Source organism: Croceivirga sp. ABH4_376 (assembly GCF_056160685.1).
Map to the genome: position 1 here is coordinate 858,848 of NZ_JBSWXQ010000001.1, position 23,534 is coordinate 882,381.

Below are 23,534 nucleotides of genomic sequence, written 5' to 3' on the forward strand. Positions count from 1 at the left end.
CGATGAAAAAACTGATTTTATTTTTAGGAGTGGTGTTAATTGCACTTAACGTAACTGCACAAGACAAGAACAAAAAGTTGAATTTTGAGGTTAACGGTAAATGTGGTATGTGTAAAGCTCGTATAGAAAAGGCTTGTTTAAACGTAAAAGGAGTAAAATACGCTTCTTGGGACATTCCTACGCACGAGTTGTCTTTGATTATAGATGAGCGCAAAACCAATAGTATGGAAATTAAATCTGCCATTGCCGCGGTAGGTCATGATAGTAAAGAATTGAAAGCAACGGAAGAGGCTTATGCTAAAATTCATCCATGTTGTAAGTATAGAGAAGACAATACGGACGATTCTAAGCATCACGATTAATGGAGCAGCAATTTACGGTTTCTGGGATGACTTGCAATGGCTGTGTAGCATCCGTGACCAAAAAAATAGCAGCAATATCAGGAGTGGAAGAGGTTGAGGTAGATTTAGAATCTTCTATGGCTAATATAACCTCAAACCGGGTTATTGTTGCTAACGAATTACAAGCTGCTTTGCCTGAAAAATATACGGTGATTAGTAAAACCGAAGCTTATCCTGAAGCAATCCCTGAGGAGAGAGCATCTAAATGGAAGCAACTCAAACCTTTGTTTCTCATTTTTGCTTATTTGTTTGCTGCAGCTTTCTTGCTCAACTACAAGAGTTGGGATTGGAGTAGTGCTATGTTAGATTTTATGGGGTTATTTTATATCGTCTTTAGTTTTTTTAAACTACTGGATTTAAAAGGCTTTCCAGAAAGTTTTGGCATGTACGATCCCTTGGCAAAGCGGGTACCTGTTTATGGTAAAATTTACCCTTTTATAGAACTGGCGTTAGGGCTGATGTTCTTAATGCGATTTCAGGTGCAATTGGGGCTGGTAATTACCTTAATTGTATTGGGTTTAACAACTGTTGGTGTAACTAAGTCTATTTTGGATAAGAAGGCAATAAAATGTGCTTGTTTGGGTACAACATTAAATTTACCAATGACGGAGGCAACTTTCATAGAAAATGCTATTATGCTAGTTATGGCAATAGTGATGCTTTTAGTTAATCTTTAGCTAAAAATGACCAACGGATTGTTTCTTAAGATACATTTATAATGGTTTTTAAATTTATAATTATGGCAAAAGCTAAATCTTCAGGAAAGTCCCAGCCAGCAAAAGCAGCTCCAACTGCAAGAGCTCAAAAGACAACCCAAGCTACTGGTAAAAAGAAGTAATTTGGTGGTTAGATTCCAAGATGGAATCTGGTTTTGAAATAACAGAAAGAGTCGTTTTTAAACGGCTCTTTTTTATTTGTTATGCTAAACTAAAAAATCCCATGTTGACAACATGGGATTTTGTATTAAGTCATTGATGTGCTTTTACATCATACCTGGCATACCGCCTCCTGGCATTGGAGGTCCAGCAGGTGCATCTTCTTTAATATCTGTCAATGCACATTCAGTAGTTAAAATCATTCCAGAAACGGAAGCTGCGTTTTCCAAAGCAACACGAGTTACTTTCTTAGGGTCAATAATACCAGCTTTCATCATTTCCACGTATTGGTCAGATTTTGCATCGTATCCAAAATCACCTTTACCTTCAAGTATTTTTGCAACTACTACAGAACCTTCACCACCTGCATTAGAAACAATAGTTCTAATTGGTGCTTCAATAGCTCTTGCTACAATTTGTAAACCAGTAGCCTCGTCTGCATTTTCGGTCTTAACTTTATCTAGAACAGATTTTGCTCTAACCAAGGCTACACCACCACCAGCAACAATACCTTCTTCTACAGCAGCTCTAGTTGCGTGTAATGCATCGTCTACACGATCTTTCTTCTCTTTCATTTCAACCTCAGAAGCAGCACCAACATAAAGTACGGCCACACCGCCAGCCAATTTGGCCAAACGCTCTTGAAGTTTTTCTTTGTCGTAATCAGAAGTAGTGGTCTCAATTTGAGATTTTATCTGATTTACTCTTGTTTTTATGTTTTCTGCTGCACCAGAACCATTTACTATAGTAGTGTTGTCTTTGTCTATAGAAACACGCTCTGTTGTGCCCAACATATCAATAGTAGCAGTTTCTAAAGAGAAGCCTCTTTCTTCGGAAATAACCGTACCGTTAGTTAAAATTGCGATGTCTTCTAGCATTGCTTTTCTTCTATCTCCAAAACCAGGAGCTTTAACAGCGGCAATTTTTAAAGAACCACGTAGTTTGTTTACTACCAAAGTAGCTAGTGCTTCGCCATCTACGTCTTCGGCAATAATTAATAATGGTTTTCCAGATTGTGCTACCGGCTCTAGAACGGGTAACAAATCTTTCATAGAAGAAATTTTCTTGTCAAACAACAAAATGTAAGGGTTGTCTAACTCAGCAACCATCTTCTCAGAATCGGTTACAAAATAAGGAGATAGGTAACCTCTATCAAACTGCATACCTTCTACCACGTCTACGTAGGTATCTGTACCTTTGGCTTCTTCTACGGTAATTACGCCTTCTTTTCCTACTTTTTCAAAAGCTTGTGCAATTAAATCACCAATAGTGTCATCGTTGTTGGCAGAGATAGAAGCAACTTGCTTTATTTTGTCTGTGGAATCTCCAACAGTCTTAGCTTGTTTTTCCAAATCTGCAACAATAGCCTCAACAGCTTTGTCTATACCTCTTTTAAGGTCCATTGGGTTAGCGCCTGCTGCAACGTTTTTAAGCCCTTCTTTTACAATAGCCTGTGCTAAAACAGTAGCTGTAGTAGTACCGTCACCAGCTAAATCATTGGTTTTAGAAGCAACTTCTTTAACCATTTGTGCGCCCATGTTCTCAAGGGCGTTTTCTAATTCTATTTCTTTTGCAACAGTAACACCATCTTTTGTTACTTGTGGTGCACCAAAAGATTTGCTAATGATAACGTTTCTACCTTTTGGGCCTAAAGTTACCTTAACGGCATTGGCCAATGCATCTACACCTCTTTTAAGGCCGTCACGTGCATCTATATCAAACTGAATATCTTTTGCCATTTTATTTGTTTTTTGTGAAGTTTAATTAGGTTAAATTATAACTTAATTGTTTCTTTTTTTGTAGTTAGAAAGGGTTAGACAATTGCAAGAATGTCACTTTCTCTCATGATTAAATAGTCTACACCATCTAATTTTAAATCGGTTCCGGCATATTTTCCATAAAGCACGGTGTCTCCAACTTTAACTGTCATGTCCTCGTCTTTGGTTCCTGGACCTACAGCTACTACTTTACCTTTTTGTGGTTTTTCTTTGGCAGTATCGGGAATAATAATTCCAGAAGCCGTTTTGGTCTCGGCTGCCATTGGTTCTATAAGAACCCTGTCTGCTAATGGTTTAATATTAACGTTCGCCATTTTATGAATTTTTAGGTATTAGTTTTTAATATTACGGATACCAAGTGGCAGAAATTATGCCAAGCCATAAAAACTGACAATTTGTAGAAATAAAAATGCCAGCTTGTCATATACAAACTGGCATTGTAAATTTTAAGATGTAGAATGTACTACTGAATGGTGTCTGTAGTAGTGCTTTCTACTGGTGCAGGTATCTCTGCGGGTACTTCTTCTGGAACGGTAGTTTCAATATCTGTTCCTTGCAGTACTTTAGATTCTGCGGCTCCAAATCCTCCATTCAAGGAAAGATTGGATAATAAAATCAATACGATTAAAAGTACGGCTAAAGTCCAAGTACTTTTATCTAAAAAGTCCCCTGTTTTCTTAACACCGCCAACAACTTGGGTTCCACCTCCAAAAGATGAAGATAAACCACCACCCTTAGGGTTTTGTACCATTATGACCAATATCAATAATAAAGAAACGATAATGATAAGGCCTAAAAAAATAGTAAACGTACTCATGTTTTTTAATTCTTTTCTTTCTGCAGTTGCTTTACTGCCCGAATTTGGTCGGCAAAGAAACCACTTTTTTCTGGATATTTCAAACTCAATATCTTATAAGCTTGTATTGCTTTCTTATATTTTTTTTGTTCCAAATAGACTTTGGCCAAGGTTTCTGTTGCTAATTCTGTCGTGTCTGTTTTTTGCGAATCGTTAATTACTACCTTTTTCATCAGTTCTTGATTAGGAACAATTTTGGGATTGGTAGTTATGAACTTATCCAACAAGTCGAACTTTTTCTTTTTCTCAAGATCAATAACCTCGGCTTCTTTTTTAGTTATTTCAATAGGAGGTTCTTGTGCAGGTTCCTTTTCTGCTTGCGGTAATTTTTGCTTGGCTAATGTGCTTAATTGTAGCCATTCCGTAAAGCTATGTTTTTCTGTTTTTGAAAATTGTAAAGGCTTTCCCAGGCCTAGTCTTTTTTTAGCATTTTCTTGTTCTTCTTCTTCAATTTTAGATTTGTCTTTAGGTAAATCTTGCCTTTCTGTACTTCTGCTTGTTTTTAAGGTGGCTTCTTTTTGGTTGAACAAGGCAGGGTTTAGAATTTCTTCGGCTTCTTTTATATTTCTAGGTAAAGGGTCTTCTTCCGTACCTTCTATAAAAGTCTTGGCGTCTGGATTTGGTTCAATTTCCTCGGAAAACGTTTCCTTGTCGTTTAAGGTTGTTGTTCTGCCTAGAATGGTGTTGGCAATCTCGTTATTCTCAAAAGATTCTGAGGTAATGTAATCAAATAAAACCTCACGGTCCGTAGTGTGCGCCGCGGTAATTTTTAGGGCATTGTTGTATTTGTAGGATTCTAAGTTTTTAAGCCCTTTTAAATGTAAGGCCCTTGCGGCCTGAAAATAGGGATATTCCTCTAGCATTTCTTCTAGCTCTCTGGTTTGCTGAGGCGAAATAATGCTATTGGCATCTTGTAAAATGGATATGAATTCTGTAACGTTCATTTATTACCAGTCTGCAAGTGATGCGTTAAAAATATCTTGGGTTATTCGTTCAAAAATCACCTCATGGGCTTCGGTCTTTACGTTTTGAAGTAAAGAGGTGCCAGGGTAATCATAAAAGAAAGAAAAGCGTCTTTCAAAATCGGCATCTTCCTTGGTTTTATTATAAAAACGAACATTAACACTAATGGTTAGTCTGTTTTGTGCCGCTGTTTGGTTTGCGGTTGCGGACATTGGTGATACACGGTACTCTACAATTTCACCCTCATATAACAAATCACCATTGCTGCCGGTTAAATTTAAACTGGTTAAATTGGTAATTAGGTCTTGCAATGCATTGGTAAAATCCCTATCCAAACCTGGTTCAATGGTAGAGCCTGGGGTCTGATCCGCATAATTCTGAAAAAAGTTAACTTGAACACTCTCCGCAGTGCCAGTACTGGCGCCCGAAAAATTATAAAAACCACATCCTTGAATCAGAAAAAGAGTAGTTATGCTAAGTAAAAAGGTAAAAACTTTAAATGATTTCATTACAAGTCGTATTGTTTTATTTTACGGTAAAGGGTACGTTCAGAAATACCTAACTCGGCGGCTGCCGCTTTGCGTTTGCCGTTGTTGCGCTCAAGAGATTTTTTTATCAATTCTATCTCTTTGTCTTGTAAAGAAAGTGTTTCTTCCTCTTCTATTTCTTCTGCAAAATGATACCGGTCTTCCGCAGTAGGAATAGTAGGTTTTGTGGGTGCAATTGTACTATGTTCTTCCTCAAAAGGTTCTGGTAAATGTAAAACCTCGGTTATGTGTTCTTCGGTATCGTAATTTTCATCCTCACTGCCGTAAATTTTACGAATAAGCTTTTCATTTTCTTCCTGAACCTTTTCAGAGTCATTTTCCTTCATCAATTCTAAGGTCAACTTTTTTAAGTCGTTCAGGTCACTTTTCATATCGAACAAAACCTTGTATAGAATTTCACGTTCCGTACTAAAATCACTTTCTTTCTTCTGCTGATTTACCAATGCTGGTAAGTTACCGCCGCTCATGTCCGGTAAATAAGAGCCTAAAGTTGCTGCAGAAACTTCTCTGTTTTCTTCTAATACCGAAATTTGTTCCGCTATATTTCTTAGCTGCCTAATGTTACCGGGCCAGCGGTAGCGCTGCAATAATTGTACGGCTTCATCTGTTAACCTAATAGTTGGCATCTTATATTTTTGGCCAAAATCTGAAGCAAATTTTCGAAATAAAAGATGAATATCGCCCTGACGATCTCTTAATGGAGGTATACCAATTTCTACAGTACTTAAACGATAGTATAGATCTTCTCTAAATTTCTCTTTTTTAATGGCATCGAACATGTTTACGTTGGTTGCCGCCACAATACGCACATCTGTTTTTTGAACTTGAGAAGAACCTACTTTTAAAAACTCGCCATTTTCCAATACGCGTAATAAGCGTACTTGGGTGGTAAGCGGTAGTTCTCCCACTTCATCTAAAAAAATAGTGCCGCCATCTGCAACTTCAAAATAACCGCTACGTGTTTGTGTAGCACCCGTAAAAGCTCCTTTTTCATGGCCAAATAGTTCACTGTCTATGGTGCCTTCTGGTATAGCCCCACAGTTAACCGCTATATATTTTGCGTGTTTTCTATGGCTTAAAGAGTGTATTATTTTAGGTATGGATTCTTTACCAACACCACTTTCACCGGTAACCAAAACGGATATGTCCGTAGGGGCTACCTGCATCGCCTTTTCTAGGGCACGGTTAAACTTTTGGTCGTTACCAATAAGTTCAAAGCGTTGTTTTATGGCTTGTACAGATTCCAATTCTTAGTTGTTTTTAGATAGTTCTACTGCTTCCCCTAACAAAGTGGCAGATGTACAATCATTGATTTTTACGTTTACAAAATCCCCTACCTTATAGTTTTCTTTTGGAAAAACCACAACGGTATTTTGCGAATTTCTACCCATCCAATGCGCATCTGATTTTTTACTGGTACCTTCAATAAGAACCTCTTCTACTTTGCCTACATGTTGTTGGGTTCTATAAAGGGCATGTTCTTGTTGAAGGTTAATTATTTCCGTAAGCCTACGTTTTTTTATATCCTCAGGAATGTCGTCTTCTAATTTTCTTGCAGCAAGTGTACCTGGTCTTTCAGAATAAGCGAACATAAAACCAAAATCGTACTTAACGTACTCCATCAAAGACAAGGTGTCTTGGTGGTCTTCTTCGGTTTCTGTTGGGAAACCTGTTATCATGTCTTGGCTAATGGCACAATCTGGAATTCTAGCCTTAATATTATCTATTAGGGTAAAATATTCCTGCCTGGTGTGTAAGCGATTCATTTCTTTTAAAATTCTATCGCTTCCACTTTGTACCGGTAAGTGTATGTACTTACAGATATTTTCAAATTTGGCCATGGTGTCTATAACATCCAGGGTCATATCTTGTGGGTTAGACGTAGAAAAGCGAATACGCATTTTTGGTTGCGCCGTGGCTACCATTTCCAATAATTTGGCAAAGTTTACAGCGGTAGCTTTTTGCATGTCCGTAGCCTTTTCATAATCTTTTTTTAGTCCGCCGCCATACCACAGGTAACTATCTACATTTTGACCCAGTAAAGTGATTTCTTTAAAGCCCTTGTTCCAAAGGTCTTTTACCTCTTCTAAGATAGATTTTGGATTACGACTGCGTTCCCTACCTCTGGTAAAAGGTACCACGCAGAACGTGCACATATTGTCGCAACCTCTGGTGATGGAAACAAACGCGGTAACGCCATTAGAGTTTAAACGAACAGGAGCAACATCGCCATAGGTTTCGTCCTTGGACAAAATTACGTTTACCGCATTTCTCCCTTCATCTATCTCTTGTATTAAATTGGGTAGGTCTTTGTAGGCGTCTGGGCCTACCACCATGTCCACTATTTTTTCTTCTTCTAAGAATTTACTTTTTAGGCGTTCTGCCATGCAACCTAGAACACCAACCTTCATTCCGGGGTTAACCCGTTTAACAGCATTGAATTTTTCTAGACGCTTGCGTACGGTCTGTTCTGCCTTTTCTCTAATAGAACAGGTGTTAACCAATACCAAGTCGGCCTCCGCTAATTCTTGCGTGGTATTAAAACCTTCTTTTGCTAAAATGGAAGCTACAATTTCGCTGTCCGAGAAATTCATCTGGCAGCCATAGCTTTCTATATATAATTTACGAGTATTATCTTTCTTGTTGTCAAGACTTAGTGTTGTGCCTTGAACTTTCTCGTCTATAATTTTTTCCGTTTCGTTTTGCATCATCCTTAACTTTCTGCGGGCTGCAAAGATACATTTAAATCTAAGTTAATGACAAATTGGCAGTATTTTTAAGACGATTTAAATTTATTTAACGTTATACCATAAATTTACAATCAACCAATAACTTAAAATTATGAATTTAGAACAGCTTAAAGCTGCAATTGCAACAAGTCCGGAACTTAGTTTTGGCGATATCTTTAGTAAGTCTACAGAATTATTTAAAAAGGTTTGGGTACAAGGCCTAGTTACCTTATTGTTAATGATGGTTTGTATGATGCCCTTTTATTTAATAATCTATGTGCCGCTTATGGTTACGGGTATGGCCGATCCCCAAGCTTTTCAGCAAGAAGAACCACCCGTTGGGATGATGATTGGTTTTTTTCTGCTGTACCCTATATTAATCTTGGGTGTTTTAACTATTAGCAATAGTTTAATGGCCTCTTTTTATGATATCTGTAAACGAAAAGACCTAGACGAAATGGGAAGCGAGCAGTACTTCAAATACTTTAAAAAACCACACCTTCAAAAATCTTTTATATTAGGTCTGTATGGGTTAGGCTTAGGTGTTTTAGGTATGTTGGCGTGTGGTCTGGGTACGTTTTATGTAATGGTGCCAGTGTCTTTGTTTCCTGTGTTTATGGCCTTTAATCAAGAGCTTAGTGCAAAAGAAATAGTAGCGGCAAGTTTTGCGCTGGGTAATAAGAACTGGTTAACCATATTTGGTCTAATTATAGTGTGTGGCTTTTTGGCCAATTTGGGTTTAATTTTGTGTATTGTGGGAGTTTACTTTACTGCTATGTTTGCAAGGATTCCTATGTTTTATGTGTATAAAGATAGTTTAGGATTTACAGAAAAAGATGCCGATGCTGCCTCTGGTTTTATAGGTAATTCTTAAAATAACTTAAAGAATTTTTAAGCTTCGTGCGTATTGCTTTTTAAGCGGTACGCACGCAACTTTTTTGTGGCTACTTCATCTAATTGGCAAACAATCAATAAATTAAAACCATTGCCATGAAAAAATTCTTGTTTTTGCTATTACTTTTTAATAGTATCCTTTTTATTAGTTGTAACGATGATGACGATAGTGAATATGCAGATTATGTTGTTGCAACTCCACTAGTAGTTAATAAAGCGGAATTACGCACAAGTGTTACCTTTATAGCACCTAGACCAACAAAAACATCCGGTAAAATTTATGCCTACGACAATTATATTTTTATCAATGAAAAATATAAAGGTGTACATGTAATTGATAATTCTAATCCAGAAAACCCTTCTAAAATTGGTTTTATTACCATTCCTGGTAATGTAGATATATCGGTGAAAGATGATTTTCTCTATGCAGATAGTGTTGTGGACTTGGTAATTCTAGATATTTCTAATAGCAATGATATTAAAGAAGTAAACCGGTTAGAGAATGCCTTGCCAAACAATGTGGTTTGGCCTGCCGCGGAAATATATGAATATGCCCAGATAGATTATGAAAACGAGTATATAATAGGTTGGGAAACTAAAGTAGAACGCAGAAAAATAGAGGCTGTTGGTGGTCCGGATATTTTTTTAGAGGCTGATGCTTTGGCCAACCAGTCTAGAAGCAACACCGGTCAGGGTGGTTCTTTGGCCCGTTTTAAGATTGTAGACGATTATCTATATGCGGTAGATAGTCACAATATCAACGTTTTTAATATTTCTAATTTAAATGTTCCAGAAAAATTGAATCCAATTTATGCTGGGTTTGATATAGAAACCATCTTTAATAAAGGAGAATATCTATTCTTGGGTAGTATGCAAGGAATGTTCATTTATAATCTTAGCAACCCTGCACAGCCTAGCTATGTTTCAGAATTTAGACATGGTACGGCCTGTGATCCGGTTGTGGTGGATGATAATTATGCCTACGTTACCTTAAGGGGAGGGAATTTTTGTGGGGCAACAGAAAGTGGACTCTATATTGTAGACATAGCAAATATTGAAACCCCGGAATTAAAAGTAATGTATCCTATGGATCAACCCTATGGTCTGGGGATAAAAGGCAATCAACTTTTTATATGCGATGGAGCTTCTGGATTAAAAGTGTATGATAAATCTAAGGTTCCGGATCTACCGCAGTTAAATCATTTTAAAAACATAGTTACTTTTGATGTTATCCCTTTGGAGGAACAGCTTTTAATGGTAGGAGATGGAGTATTGTATCAATATACCTATACCCAGAACAATATTAAATTATTAAGTGAATTTAGGCTCAACTAAAAGTAGAATTTAAAACTATTTTTCTATCCCGCATACCGCGGGATATTTTTTGGATAGGCTCTAGGGTAAGGGTCAAATCAAAAAATTCATATACTTTTGTTGCAACAAACCCACGTTAATGCCAAAGAATTTAGTAATAGTAGAGTCCCCCGCTAAGGCGAAGACCATAGAGAAATTTTTAGGGAAAGATTATCAAGTAGAATCCAGTTTTGGGCATATTGCCGATTTGCCTTCAAAAGAATTGGGCGTAGATGTTGATAAAGATTTTACCCCAAAATATGTGGTAGATAAGGACAAGAAAGCCCTTGTGAAGAAATTGAAAGATTTGGCTAAAAAAGCAGAGGTTATCTGGCTTGCTAGTGATGAGGATCGTGAGGGAGAAGCTATTTCTTGGCACTTGGCAGAAGAATTGGGTTTAGAGCAAAAAAAGACAAAAAGAATTGTTTTTAATTCTATTACAAAATCGGCGATACAAAGGGCAATACAAAATCCAAGAGAAATCAACTACAATTTGGTAAATGCCCAACAAGCACGTAGGGTTTTAGACCGGTTGGTGGGTTACCAATTGTCTCCCGTGCTTTGGAAAAAAATTAAACCAGGGCTTTCTGCGGGTAGGGTACAATCTGTCTCTGTTCGTTTAATTGTAGAAAGAGAAAGAGAAATTGAGGCATTTACTCCCGAGGCATCTTATAAAATAAAAGCCGAATTTAAAACACAAGAAGGTGTTGCTTTTGATGCTAAACTAAATAAAAGCTTTGGTTCTAAGGAAGAAGCCCAGGCCTTTTTAGATAGTAATATTGGAGCGGATTTTAAGGTGGCCAAATTGGATACCAAGCCGGCTAAAAAATCCCCTGCGGCACCGTTTACCACTTCTACTTTACAGCAAGAGGCTTCTAGAAAACTTTATTTTTCGGTTGGGCGTACCATGCAAGTTGCACAACGTTTGTATGAGGCGGGTCTTATTACCTATATGAGAACTGATAGTGTAAATTTATCTAAAGAAGCACTGGACGCTGCAAAGGATGCCATTGTATCCAATTATGGTGAAAAATATAGCGAGGTGCGTAGTTATACTGGAAAGTCTAAAGGGGCTCAAGAGGCACACGAAGCTATAAGGCCAACAGATATGAAACTTCAGAGCCCATCTCTAGAGCGAGACCAGGCCAAGTTATACGAACTTATTTGGAAGCGTACTTTGGCTTCGCAAATGAGTGATGCACAGTTAGAGCGTACCAACGTAAAAATTGCTGCTAGCAGCCATCAAGAAGAATTTACGGCCAATGGTGAGGTGGTTAAGTTTGACGGCTTTTTAAAAGTGTATTTAGAAGGTGTAGATGAAGAGGATATAGCTGAAGAGCAAGAAGGAATGCTACCTGTAATGAAGGTGGGCGAAGGATTAAATAACACCTACATCTCGGCAACGGAACGTTTTACCAGGCCGCCGTATAGGTACACCGAGGCCTCTTTGGTTAAAAAGTTAGAGCAATTAGGTATCGGTAGGCCATCTACTTATGCGCCAACCATCTCTACCATTCAAAATAGGGGTTACGTAGAAAAAGGTACTGTAGAAGGTACGGAACGTAACTATACGCAATTGGTGTTGGAAAGTGGAAAAGTCACCGCTAAAGAGTTAACAGAAACAGTAGGGTCCGATAAAGGAAAATTAGTGCCTACGGATATAGGAATGATTGTGAATGACTTTTTAGTAACCAATTTTTCTAAAATTTTGGATTATAATTTTACCGCACAATTAGAAGAAGACTTTGATGAAATTGCTGCAGGAGAGGAAGATTGGAAAAAAGTAATGAAGACCTTTTATGAAGACTTTCACCCTACGGTAGAAGATGTAGAAGAGAATGCGGAGCGTGCCAGTGGAGAGCGTATTTTGGGTAAAGACCCGGAATCTGGAAGGCAAGTATCTGTAAGGCTGGGAAGATTTGGACCCATGGTGCAAATTGGTACTGCAGAAGAGGAAGAAAAACCGCAATTTGCAAGTTTATTGCCAGAACAGTCTTTAACAACTATAACCTTTGAAGAGGCAATGGAGCTTTTTCAATTACCTAAAAAGTTGGGCGTATATGAAGGGGAAGAAGTAGAAGCCAACGTGGGTAGGTATGGACCGTATGTTAGGTTTGGTAAAAAGTTTATCTCATTAGAAAAGGGCGAAAGTGCTTTTGATGTAGATATGGATAGGGCCATAGAACTAATAAAGGCAAAGCAAAAGGCAGATGCTCCTATTGCAACCTATAAAGGAACAGACGTGACCAAAGGTGTGGGTAGGTTTGGACCCTTTATTAAATGGGATGGTATGTTCATAAATGTGAACAAAAAGTATGACTTTGATAATTTGAGTAAAGCAGATATTGAAGAGCTAATAGAGGCCAAGATTCAAAAAGAAAAAGAGAAGCTAATACAAGAATGGCCAGAAGAGGGCATACGTATAGAAAAGGCCAGATGGGGTAGGCATAATGTTATCAAAGGCAAAATTAAAGTAGAGCTTTCTAAAGATGTTGATGTTTCCAAAATAGATTTGGAAGAGGCAAAAGCATTAATAGAAAAGAAGACGCCAAAGAAAAAGACAAGAAAAACAAGTAAGAAATAAATTAACTATAAACGAATAGGTATATGGCATTTGATTTTTTAGTGCCCGTAAGTGAAAAGGTAATGGCATTTACGGAATTTCTACCGCCTCAAGCACTAGGAAAGAATATTCATAAACATACCGAAAAAAAAGGCTTGCCCGTATTTGCCAATGCAACCGTTGCATTGTTTGGTGTGCTAGAATCTAGAAATGCCTTTGAAAAAAAGAATGCCAAATTAGATATAGATGGCCTACGCTTAGAAATATACCGCCTAATGATGGGTAACTGGAATGGTACCATCATAGATATTGGTGATGTTCAAGAAGGCGAAAGTGTAGAAGATACTTATTTTGTTGTTCGTGAAATTGTTGCGGGCCTTTTAGAAGAAAATATTATTCCTATTATCTTGGGAGCTACCCAAGATTTAATTTTTCCGGTTTATCGTGCATTTGATAATATCAAGAACATGATAAATATTGCCAATGTAGATTGTAAGTTTGATTTTGGTATGGATGATGAACTCATATCATCCGAATCTTACATGAGTAAAATCATTACTGATAAACCCAATAATTTATTTAATTTTTCAAATCTAGGCTTTCAGAGCTATTTTAATGCACAAGAAGAGATGGACCTTATGGAACGTCTATTTTTTGATGCCTACAGGTTGGGAGAAATAAGTCATAATATTACTTTGGCAGAGCCCGTACTACGTAATGCTCATCTGGTTAGTATAGATATGAAATCAGTTAGGGCATCAGAAATGGGGGCCGTAGCTAACTTTTCGCCAAATGGTTTTGATGGTAAAGAAATTTGTGCAATTGCCCGCTACGCCGGGCTTAGCGATAAAGTTTCCGTTTTTGGTATCTATGAAATGGAAAATTCTACCTTATCCCATCGCTTAATTGCGCAAATGGTATGGTACTTCATGGAGGGTTTAACGTTTCGTATCCTAGAGACTCCTAGTTCTGATAATGAAGACTTTACCAAATTTACTGTGCCAACAGATGCAGAAGAACTTATCTTTTTTAAAAGCCATGTCACGGAAAGATGGTGGGTAGAAGTACCATCTATTTTATTGGAGCATAATAAATCCAATTCCGTGGCGTTATTACCTTGCACTCAACAGGATTATTTGGACGCATGTAACCAAATGATTCCGGAGAGATGGCTAAAAGCCTTCAAGAAAGGCTTAAACTGAACAATAAAATTTTTTGACACATATTCTGCAATTGCACAATAAAATATTCAAAATCAAGTTTTGAGAGTATGAAATTGTGTTATGCAGTTTATAAATCTTAAATCGAAAATTTAACCTAAAGTATGAGAAAGCTATTGTTATCATCTCTAGCGCTTGTTTTTTTACTTACCAGTTGTGGTTCTAAATCAAGGTCAAAAGGTGAATTAGTTGGTGTGAAAGGGAAGAAATGGTATCCCGAGAAGCCCTATGGTATGGAATTGATACCAAGAGGATCCTTTATAATGGGTAAAGCAGAAGAGGACCAGGCAAAGGTGTTAAACGCACCAACCAGAACCGTAACCGTAAGGTCTTTCTACATGGACGATACTGAAATTACCAACAGTGAATACCGTCAGTTTGTAGAGTGGGTAAAAGATTCTGTAGCAAGAACCAAACTTGCCATTTTAGCAGAAGAGCTGGGGCTTAGTCCAGAAGATGATGGTACTATTGGCGAATACGCATTTGCTAGTGCCGATACTACTAAACTTTCTGTTTGGGAAAAGTACAAATTAGACAACTTTATTGGTGGCGATGGTTATGAGGCGTATGCTTTAAATAAGGATATAGACCTTATTTGGGATACCAATGACTATCCAGATGAATATTATGCAGAGATAATGGACTCGCTTTATTTATCTGAAGAAGAAACCTATAACGGTCAGCGTTCTTTAGATGTAAAGCAGTTGAAATATAAGTACAATTGGATGGATATTGAAGCGGCTGCCAGGTCTAAAAGTGGTAAACGTAGCGATTTCATCAAAAAGGAAGAATTAAACATTTATCCAGATACAACGGTTTGGATCAGAGACTTTGAGTACTCTTACAACGAACCAATGCATAACGATTATTTCTGGCACGATGCCTACAGTGATTACCCGGTTGTTGGTGTTAACTGGCAACAAGCCAAAGCTTTCTGTCATTGGAGAACCAAGTTCAAAAATGATGATCAGAAGAGTAGAGGTAAGCAGTTTGTGAATCAATTTAGATTACCAACCGAAGCAGAATGGGAGTATGCCGCAAGGGGAGGTATTGAAGGCGGTACGTATCCATGGGGTGGTCCTTATGTAATTAGTGATACAGGCTGTTTTATGGCAAACTTTAAGCCACAACGTGGAGATTATGCGGCAGATGCAGCATTATATACAGTAGAGGCTAAATCTTACGAGCCAAACGATTATAATCTTTATAATATGGCCGGTAACGTGTCTGAGTGGACAAACTCTAGCTATGATCCAGGTGCTTACGAGTACGTTTCTACCATGAACCCAAATGCCGGTTCTGGACAAAACAAAAGAAAAGTAATTCGTGGTGGGTCTTGGAAAGATGTTGCGTACTTCTTGCAAGTAAGTACCAGGGATTATGAATACCAAGATTCTGCACGTAGTTACATAGGCTTTAGAACCGTACAGGATTATATGGGAGAAGAAGATTCTACCAAAGGAAACAACGGACTATAAACAAGAAAAAGTTTACGAGAACACTAAATTAAACTTGTAACCAAATTCTTTATTTATATAACTTAATTTAATTATCATTATGGCACAGTCAAAATCAACAAAAAAGCTGTTTAACATGGCCTACGGGCTAGGAGCATCGGTAGTAATTATTGGTGCATTATTCAAGATTCTTCACTGGGAGTTCGGTCCCTTAACAGGTGGTTTATTACTAGCTATTGGTCTTATCACGGAAGCATTAATTTTTGCTATCGCTGCATTTGAGCCAGTAGAAGAAGAATTAGATTGGTCTTTAGTTTACCCAGAATTAGCTGGTGGTGAAACTAAGAAATCTCAAAAAAGAGAAGCTGCAGAAGCAAAAGAATCAGAAGGTATTCTTTCTAAGAAATTAGATGAAATGCTTAAGGAAGCAAATATAGATTCACAATTGTTTAGTAGCCTAGGAGAAAGCATCAAGAGTTTTGAAGGTGCAGCTAAAAATATTGCACCTACTACAGATGCAATACAGCACACTAAAAAATACTCAGAAGAGTTGTCTCATGCTGCTGCTCAAATGGAATCTTTAAATAGTCTTTATAAAGTACAATTAGAAAGTGCTAGCCGCCAAGCTTCTATTAACGAAGAAGTAGTGCAAAATGCTGGTGCCTTAAAAGACCAAATGGAATCTTTGGCCACTAACCTATCTTCATTGAATGGTGTATATGGTGGTATGTTGTCTGCAATGTCAAAGAACTAATTAGTTAGCAATTATTAACCCCAAATTATTAATTAAAACTAATTAGAAAACATGGCAGGAGGAAAAGCAAGTCCACGTCAGAAGATGATCAACCTTATGTACTTGATCTTCATCGCGATGTTGGCGTTAAACATAGGAAAAGAAGTATTGGCAGCATTTGGTGTAATGAACGAGAAGTTCGAAGCATCAAACGTAAAGGCCAGTGAAAACAACGTAGCCTACTTAGATGGTTTAGCAACTAAAGCTTCTGAAAACGAAGAAGAGTATGCACCTTTATACCAAAAGGCAACCCAAGTAACAGAATTATCCAATGAGTTCTATAGCTATATAGAAGGCTTAAAGGGAGAAATGTTAGAAGGTTACGAAGATAAAAAGGACTACGAGAAAATGGATAAGTCTGATTTTCTTGATCAAAAATTCTTTGGTGGTGATAAAGTTACCGAAGAAGGTCAAAAGTTCTTAAACTGGGTTAACCGTTACCGTACAGAAGTAGGTAAGGTGTTACCAGAAAACATGAAAGATATTAAAGAGTCTGTTAATGCACGTTTTGCTACAGGAGACGAAAACGGTAAAGTAGAAAAAAGCGATGGTACCAAAGAAGATTGGTTAAACTATCACTATGAGAGAGTACCTATGGTAGTTTCTTTAACTAAACTTACTGCAATGCAGTCAGATATTAAGTCTACTGAGCAAGATGTATTAAAAGGTCTTTTAGAAGGTAACCTTACTGAGGCTGTTTCTTTAAAGAATTTTGCAACTTCATTATCTGCTTCTAAATCTGCTTTTTATAGTGGAGAAAAGTACGATGGTAAGATTATTATCTCTAAGACAGACAAAACATCTACACCTGTACGTGCAGAGCTAACTTTAGACGGTAGAAAATTAGTAGCTGATAAAGATTACAAATTAGAAGCTGGTGGTGTTAAAATGTTAATCGGTGCCGGTGGTGCTGGTGACCACACTATAGAAGGTATGCTTTTCTTTATGCAAGATGGTAAAGAGATTGAGGTTCCTGTAAACAATTCGTTTGCAACTATTTCTAAGCCTAATGCTGCCGTAATAGCTGCAGATAAGATGAATGTTGTGTACCGTGGTGTTGCTAACCCAATGACTATTTCTATCCCAGGTATTCCAGATAATAAAGTAAGTGCTTCTGCACCTGGATTAAGAAAAGTTAGTGGTAGCAGATACATCATGAACCCAGGTACGGGTAGAGAGGTTACAATTAGTGCTTCTGGTGTATTGCCAGACGGACAAAGAATTAGTACTCCTGCTACATTCCGTATCAAAGATATTCCAAGACCTAGCGGAACTATCCGTGGTGAAGCTGGTAGTGCAAAAATGCCAAGAAGAAACTTAGAGATTTCTACGGTAAGCGCTATGTTAGAAGACTTTGACTTCGATTTAAAATTAGCTGTAAGTGGCTTTAAGTTTAAAGTTCCTGGACAACCAACAGTAGTTGTAAACGGTAACAAATTAAATGCTAAAGCCAAGTCTGCACTTAAAATAGCAGGAAGAGGAGATGCAGTACAAATTTTTGATATCAAAGCATACATTAGCAATAACAAGAGTTATAAACTTAAGAAAGTATCTCCTGTTGTTGTAGAATTGACAAACTAAAGATAAGAGTAAAATGAATTGGAAAAATGTTTTATTAATCGCTGCGGTTGGTTTATTACCGGTTTCAATGATGGCACAGGCAAACATATTAAATGCCAAGAAACCAGAAGAAATAGGTAAGAAGACCGAAGAGCAGATTGCTCAAGACAATGATGAGCCTTTGGAATATGGTTATGTGGATGATAGGGATATCCTTTGGTCCAAAACAGTATGGGAGGTTATAGATTTAGATGAGCGTGTTAACTTTCCTATGTATTACCCAACAGATACCGTAGGTATTGGGTCAGACAGAAGGTCTTTGTACCATGTTCTTATTAAGAACATTAAAAATGGTAAGTTAACAGATATTTATGCGGATTCTTACTTTACTGAAAAGTTAGACGGTTTAGGAGACCTAGAAGCAACTTTAAAGAAAGTAGATACAACAGATTACGGTTACGAACAATTAAATGCTGGTGAGGAAGTTTCTCAAGAGTACATCAACAGAAGAGAACTAGACGCGGCAGATATTGAGGAGTATCGTATAAAAGGAATCTGGTACTTTGATAAGCGCCAGGGCGAGCTTAAATACCGCTTGTTAGGTATAGCTCCTGTTGCTCCAGACGTTAACTTTGTGGACGATGAGTCTATAGATCCAAATGAGAACAAAGTAGAATTGTTCTGGGTTTGGTATCCAAGTGCCAGACAAATTTTACACAAAGCCAAAGTCTTTAACAATAGAAACTCGGCACAACCTATATCTTTTGATATGTTGCTAAACGCAAGAAGGTTTAACGGGGTTATCTATAAGGAAGACAACGTACACGGAGACCGTGAGATTGATGATTACGTTTTTGACAATGCACTGTTTCAACTGTTAGAGGCTAACAGAATCAAGGAGACTATCCGAGATAGGGAACAGGATATGTGGGCATACTAGTCCTTAGATATTTCCAATTCAACAAAACAGAACGCCTTGGTAATTTTACCAAGGCGTTTTTCTTTTTCTAATACTAGCTACCGTAAATTTGCTGCTATGAAAGATGTGTTGTTGGTAGGTTTAGGATTAGCGGGTATTGCCATGTGCGAGCGCTTACTGGCTGGCGGTAAAACTTTTGACGTATACGAAAATAGCTCTCAAACCTCCTCCAAAGTAGCCGGTGGGTTGTACAATCCAGTTATACTTAAACGGTTTACCTTGGCATGGAATGCAGACACGCAGTTAGCACAAGCTGTTCCATTTTATCAAGCTATAGAAGAAAAGCTCAACATTGCCATAGATGATAAACTAAAAGTGCTTAGAAGATTTGCTAGTATTGAAGAACAGAATTTGTGGTTCGAGGCCGTGGATAAACCAAGGTTAAATCAACTTCTAAATCATCATATTCATAAAAATAGCAATGAAGGTATTGCTGCAGAAAATGGATTAGGAGAGGTTTTAAAAACAGGAAAGATTGATACGGCTAACTTGCAACAGGCGTATACTAGTTATTTAGAAGGTTTGAATTGTATAACTAAAGCTACTTTTGATTACAATGCACTCCAGATAAAAACAGAGGCCTTTGAATTTAAGGGAACTAACTATAGAAAGATAATCTTCGCAGAAGGATTTGGGATAAAAGAGAATCCCTTTTTCAATTATTTGCCGTTGAATGGAACCAAAGGCGAATTGTTAACTATTAAAGCGCCTAATTTAAAAGAAGAGTCAGTTATAAAATCCTCTTGTTTTATTATACCCTTGGGTGGGGATTACTACAGGGTTGGTGCCACCTATAAATGGAAAGATAAAACCAATACGCCTACAGAAGCGGCAAAGGAAGAATTAATCACCAAGTTGCGTACGTTTTTAATTTCAGAATTTGAAGTCGTAGATCATGTAGCAGGTATTCGCCCAACGGTAACTGATCGTAGGCCTTTGGTAGGTAGGCATCCAAAGTTTGGAAATATGTATATTTTAAACGGTTTTGGGTCTAGGGGTGTATTATTGGCTCCCTACGCTTCAGAGCAATTGTTTAATTTTATCTATAAAGATTCAAGCTTAAATCCAGAGATAGATATTGCTCGTTTTTCTAAGAAGTATTTTGTGAACTAGGCCGTTACTTGATTGTCGTTTTTTTGCTTGGCCGCACTTGTGTCGTATGAGATAAAAAAGTTGATCCAAATGTTTCTAGACAACCTCATTATAATGGGCATAAAAACTACCAAGGTTGCAATAATGCTAATAAAGGTGTTAATTAAGTTGGCACCGAAAAACAAATTACTTACCACAAATGCAGCTACGGCAAAAGCAACACCTACGGCATAACTTACATACATAGCGCCATAAAAAAAGGAGGGCTCTATTTTATATTTGGTATTACAATGAGAACAACGTTCATGCATTTTGAACAAATCGCCCAAAGCGTATGGGTTTTTGTTTTCATACATACTTTCATTATGGCATTTTGGGCAACTTCCTGTTAAAATGCTGTAGATTTTAGTGCCTTTTTTTAACATTTGCATTTCTTTGAATCAAAGATAAAAAATCTAATATCCAAAGATTGTAACATTTATCACAAAACATGCTTAACGTACACAACCTATCCGTTTCTTTTGGCGGCGAATATTTATTTAATGAAATAACCTTTAAACTTAGTCCTGGAGACAAGGTAGGGTTAATTGGAAAAAACGGTGCTGGTAAATCTACCATGTTAAAGTTATTGGCAAAAGAGATGCCTTTGGACGAGGGTACTATTGCTACGGATAAAGAGATAAAGATTGGGTTTTTAAAACAAGATATAGACTTTGAACAGGGTAGAACGGTTTTAGAAGAATCTTACCAAGCATTTGAAGAAATAAAGTTAGTTGAGCAAAAGTTAGAGACTATAAATACGCAATTGGCAGAGCGTACAGACTATGAAAGCGAAGGATATAACCAATTAATGATAGACCTAAATGATTATACCCATAGATATGAGATTTTAGGCGGTTATAATTACCAAGGAGATACAGAGAAGGTTTTACAAGGACTTGGCTTTAAAAGAGAAGATTTTGAAAAGCAAACCGAAACTTTCTCTGGAGGATGGCGCATGCGAATAGAGTTGGCAAAACTTCTACTGCAAAACAATGATATTTTACTTTTAGATGAGCCTACCAACCATTTGGATATAGAATCTATTCTTTGGTTAGAAAGTTTTTTAAAAAACTATGTTGGTGCGGTAGTAATTGTCTCTCACGATAAAATGTTTTTAGATAACGTAACCAACAGGACTATAGAAATTTCCCTGGGCAGAATTTATGATTTTAACAAGCCCTATACGCAATACTTAACCTTGCGTTCAGAAATTAAAGAACAACAGCTAAATGCCCAAAAGAATCAAGAGCGAGAGATACAACAGGCAGAGCGTTTAATAGAAAAGTTCAGGGCCAAGTCTAGTAAGGCCTCCATGGCGCAATCTTTAATTAAAAAATTGGACAAGATTGAACGTATAGAAGTAGATCAAGACGATAATAGCGTAATGAACCTTAGGTTTCCCATTTCTAAGCAACCAGGAAAAGTGGTTTTAGAGATAACCCAACTAGGGAAAAGTTATGGTGCTAAAAAAGTACTAGAACGGGTAGATTTAATGGTAGAGCGAGGAAGTAAGGTGGCCTTTGTGGGTCAAAACGGTCAGGGTAAAACAACCTTGGCTAAAATTATAGTGGACGAGTTAGATTATACCGGAAACCTAAAATTGGGGCATAATGTAGAACTAGGTTACTTTGCGCAAAACCAGGCAGAATATCTAGATGGAAATAAAACCATTTTAGATACCATGATAGATGCGGCCAATGAAACAAATAGAGCAAAGGTTAGGGATATACTAGGTTCTTTTCTGTTTGGTGGAGACGATGTGGAAAAGCAAGTTAAGGTACTTTCTGGAGGAGAAAGAAACAGATTGGCTTTGGCTAAGCTTTTGCTGCAACCGTTTAATGTTCTGGTTATGGATGAGCCTACAAATCACTTAGACATTAAATCCAAAAACGTGCTTAAGCAAGCTCTGCAACAGTTTGAAGGTACGTTAATACTGGTTTCTCACGATAGGGATTTTCTTCAGGGTTTAACAGATACGGTCTATGAGTTTAAAGACGGTAATATAAAACAGTATCTAGGAGATATAGATTATTACCTAGAGCAACGTAATGTAGAAGATTTTAGGGCTATTGAGAAAAAAGAAGCGTCTATTTCCCAAAAGGTTAAAACAGATTCTGGAGCGTTGGATTATAAACAGCAAAAAAAGATTAAATCCCTTAAGAATAAATTAAGTGCCCTAGAAAAGGAAATTTCAAAGTTAGAGAAGCAAATAGCAGATTACGATCATGAACTTCTTATGAATTACGACCAAACTATAGCTAAAACCGATTTTTTTGACATTTATAATGGTTGTAAGAAAAAACTGGAAGATAGTATGTTGGAATGGGAAAATATCTCTTTAGAATTAGAAAGCTAAAGAATACTTTCACAACAGCTTTTGCTCTCTTTACCACTAAAAAGTACGTTTTTGCAACAATAGAGCAGTTGTTTAACGATTTAATTTGTTGAGGTGGAATACTTACATTTAATTTGTAGGACAATTCTTATGAATTAAACCGTACCAACATGAAAATAGCCAAATCTGTATTTCTTTTATTTAGTATAGCACTACTTCCTAGTGCAAGTATTGCCAATACCATTTCCAAAGAAGAGAAAAAGGCTTTAATAGATTTTCACCAACAGACCAATGGTAAAGAATGGATAACGTCTTGGGATTTAGAAGCTCCCGTTACTACTTGGAAAGGGGTTGTCTTAAAAGACGGTCATGTAGTTGGTTTAAAGTTGTTTAACAACAACCTAAAAGGTACAATCCCTAATAGTATTGGAAGTTTAACGCATCTAAAGCATTTAAACCTTGCTTTTAATAACCTAACGGGTGTCTTGCCAAAAGAATTAACTTCTTTAACCGAATTAAGGGTTTTAAAATTAGAAATGAATAGGTTGAAAGGCGGTATTCCAGAAGAAGTAGGTAATCTTACAAATTTGGTGGAGCTTTCTTTGTTCAATAATTTTTTAAGTGGTGAAATACCAGAAACTATTTCACAACTACAACAATTAAAAATTTTAAATCTTTCTAGTAATAACCTTCGTGGTACGATCCCCAATGGTCTTGGAAATTTAACCAAACTGGTTAAGTTGGGGTTGTTTGAAAATAACCTAGAGGGCAGTTTACCTTCAGATATTGGTAAGTTGGTAAAACTACAAGAATTAGTTTTGGCCAACAACGATTTAGCGGGAGAGATACCTGCGGAATTTGCGCAACTAAGCAACCTGAAAATCTTACAAATACAGAATAATAAATTTAATGCGTTCACCGGTTTAGAAGCTATGAATGCCAAACAATTCTTGGTTTTTGACACGGATAGCAAAGATTTATCACCTTATAAAAATTTAGATGTGCAGACACTGCCAACAAGAATGGCAGATACCAAGTTTGTAGATGATAACAAGTAGTTAGTTATACTTTAGTTTGTTTGGTTCGGGGGTGCAGA

At 37.2% G+C, this 23,534-nt stretch carries 21 protein-coding genes; 13 read left to right on the plus strand and 8 right to left on the minus strand.

What is annotated here, in order from left to right; genetic code table 11:
• The first annotated feature begins 2 nt into the window (after window positions 1–2).
• Both ACXAGS_RS03750 and ACXAGS_RS03755 read left to right on the plus strand, forming a co-directional pair.
• Entirely contained in the window at window positions 3–362 is a 360-nt protein-coding gene (locus ACXAGS_RS03750) for a heavy-metal-associated domain-containing protein (RefSeq protein ID WP_474904629.1), read from the plus strand.
• On the plus strand, window positions 362–1,078 hold the full coding sequence (locus tag ACXAGS_RS03755; protein WP_474904631.1) for a heavy-metal-associated domain-containing protein: 717 nt from the start codon (window positions 362–364) through the stop codon (window positions 1,076–1,078). Before ACXAGS_RS03750 ends, ACXAGS_RS03755 begins: the two co-directional genes overlap by 1 nt.
• 305 nt (window positions 1,079–1,383) lie before the next feature.
• Here ACXAGS_RS03755 and groL read toward each other — a convergent pair whose 3' ends face one another.
• From groL to miaB, 7 genes are all read right to left on the minus strand, one after another.
• The gene (gene groL, locus ACXAGS_RS03760) at window positions 1,384–3,015 is read right to left on the minus strand and encodes a chaperonin GroEL (protein WP_474904633.1); all 1,632 of its coding nucleotides are present in this window, start codon (window positions 3,013–3,015) and stop codon (window positions 1,384–1,386) included.
• A gap of 74 nt (window positions 3,016–3,089) precedes the next feature.
• On the minus strand, window positions 3,090–3,368 hold the full coding sequence (locus ACXAGS_RS03765; RefSeq protein ID WP_010518267.1) for a co-chaperone GroES: 279 nt from the start codon (window positions 3,366–3,368) through the stop codon (window positions 3,090–3,092).
• Between the two features lie 149 nt (window positions 3,369–3,517).
• Window positions 3,518–3,871 carry a preprotein translocase subunit SecG gene (gene secG / locus ACXAGS_RS03770; RefSeq protein WP_474904635.1) on the minus strand — a complete coding sequence of 118 codons (354 nt, stop codon included), beginning with the start codon at window positions 3,869–3,871 and terminating at the stop codon, window positions 3,518–3,520.
• 5 nt (window positions 3,872–3,876) lie between these two features.
• On the minus strand, window positions 3,877–4,854 hold the full coding sequence (locus tag ACXAGS_RS03775) for a hypothetical protein (protein WP_474904636.1): 978 nt from the start codon (window positions 4,852–4,854) through the stop codon (window positions 3,877–3,879).
• A gap of 3 nt (window positions 4,855–4,857) precedes the next feature.
• Complete coding sequence (locus ACXAGS_RS03780) at window positions 4,858–5,382, minus strand: LptE family protein (protein ID WP_474904638.1); 525 nt, start codon at window positions 5,380–5,382, stop codon at window positions 4,858–4,860.
• Window positions 5,382–6,668, minus strand: a complete 1,287-nt coding sequence (locus tag ACXAGS_RS03785; protein ID WP_474904639.1) for a sigma-54 interaction domain-containing protein — start codon at window positions 6,666–6,668, stop codon at window positions 5,382–5,384. Before ACXAGS_RS03785 ends, ACXAGS_RS03780 begins: the two co-directional genes overlap by 1 nt.
• A gap of 3 nt (window positions 6,669–6,671) precedes the next feature.
• Complete coding sequence (gene miaB / locus ACXAGS_RS03790; RefSeq protein WP_474904641.1) at window positions 6,672–8,132, minus strand: tRNA (N6-isopentenyl adenosine(37)-C2)-methylthiotransferase MiaB; 1,461 nt, start codon at window positions 8,130–8,132, stop codon at window positions 6,672–6,674.
• A 130-nt stretch (window positions 8,133–8,262) separates the two neighbouring features.
• Between miaB and ACXAGS_RS03795 the strand changes: the two genes are divergently transcribed.
• The 9 genes from ACXAGS_RS03795 (at window position 8,263) to ACXAGS_RS03835 (ending at window position 20,082) form a co-directional block, all read left to right on the plus strand.
• Window positions 8,263–9,024, plus strand: coding sequence for a hypothetical protein (locus tag ACXAGS_RS03795; RefSeq protein WP_474904643.1), 762 nt, complete (start codon window positions 8,263–8,265; stop codon window positions 9,022–9,024).
• 116 nt (window positions 9,025–9,140) lie between these two features.
• Window positions 9,141–10,379: an LVIVD repeat-containing protein gene (locus ACXAGS_RS03800; RefSeq protein ID WP_474904645.1), complete on the plus strand. Its 1,239-nt coding sequence runs from the start codon at window positions 9,141–9,143 to the stop codon at window positions 10,377–10,379.
• A 118-nt stretch (window positions 10,380–10,497) separates the two neighbouring features.
• The gene (gene topA, locus ACXAGS_RS03805; protein WP_474904647.1) at window positions 10,498–12,981 is read left to right on the plus strand and encodes a type I DNA topoisomerase; all 2,484 of its coding nucleotides are present in this window, start codon (window positions 10,498–10,500) and stop codon (window positions 12,979–12,981) included.
• 23 nt (window positions 12,982–13,004) lie between these two features.
• Complete coding sequence (locus tag ACXAGS_RS03810) at window positions 13,005–14,162, plus strand: formimidoylglutamase (RefSeq protein ID WP_474904649.1); 1,158 nt, start codon at window positions 13,005–13,007, stop codon at window positions 14,160–14,162.
• A gap of 122 nt (window positions 14,163–14,284) precedes the next feature.
• Window positions 14,285–15,658, plus strand: coding sequence for a T9SS ring complex lipoprotein PorK/GldK (gene porK, locus ACXAGS_RS03815; protein ID WP_010518280.1), 1,374 nt, complete (start codon window positions 14,285–14,287; stop codon window positions 15,656–15,658).
• A 79-nt stretch (window positions 15,659–15,737) separates the two neighbouring features.
• Window positions 15,738–16,391, plus strand: a complete 654-nt coding sequence (gene porL, locus ACXAGS_RS03820) for a type IX secretion system motor protein PorL/GldL (protein ID WP_010518282.1) — start codon at window positions 15,738–15,740, stop codon at window positions 16,389–16,391.
• Window positions 16,392–16,442: 51 nt separating this feature from the next.
• Entirely contained in the window at window positions 16,443–18,011 is a 1,569-nt protein-coding gene (gene porM / locus ACXAGS_RS03825) for a type IX secretion system motor protein PorM/GldM (RefSeq protein WP_474904653.1), read from the plus strand.
• Between the two features lie 13 nt (window positions 18,012–18,024).
• The gene (gene porN / locus ACXAGS_RS03830; RefSeq protein ID WP_474904655.1) at window positions 18,025–18,930 is read left to right on the plus strand and encodes a type IX secretion system ring subunit PorN/GldN; all 906 of its coding nucleotides are present in this window, start codon (window positions 18,025–18,027) and stop codon (window positions 18,928–18,930) included.
• A 96-nt stretch (window positions 18,931–19,026) separates the two neighbouring features.
• On the plus strand, window positions 19,027–20,082 hold the full coding sequence (locus tag ACXAGS_RS03835; protein WP_474904657.1) for an NAD(P)/FAD-dependent oxidoreductase: 1,056 nt from the start codon (window positions 19,027–19,029) through the stop codon (window positions 20,080–20,082).
• Here the strand turns inward: ACXAGS_RS03835 and ACXAGS_RS03840 are convergent.
• Window positions 20,079–20,486 carry a DUF983 domain-containing protein gene (locus ACXAGS_RS03840; protein ID WP_474904800.1) on the minus strand — a complete coding sequence of 136 codons (408 nt, stop codon included), beginning with the start codon at window positions 20,484–20,486 and terminating at the stop codon, window positions 20,079–20,081. The two genes, ACXAGS_RS03835 and ACXAGS_RS03840, sit on opposite strands and share 4 nt — an antisense overlap.
• 65 nt (window positions 20,487–20,551) lie before the next feature.
• On the opposite strand from ACXAGS_RS03840, the gene ACXAGS_RS03845 reads away from it, so the two are divergent.
• Both ACXAGS_RS03845 and ACXAGS_RS03850 read left to right on the plus strand, forming a co-directional pair.
• A complete protein-coding gene (locus ACXAGS_RS03845) occupies window positions 20,552–22,459 on the plus strand; it encodes an ABC-F family ATP-binding cassette domain-containing protein (protein WP_474904658.1) in 1,908 nt (635 codons plus the stop codon).
• Between the two features lie 149 nt (window positions 22,460–22,608).
• The gene (locus ACXAGS_RS03850) at window positions 22,609–23,496 is read left to right on the plus strand and encodes a leucine-rich repeat domain-containing protein (protein WP_474904660.1); all 888 of its coding nucleotides are present in this window, start codon (window positions 22,609–22,611) and stop codon (window positions 23,494–23,496) included.
• Window positions 23,497–23,534: the final 38 nt, after the last annotated feature.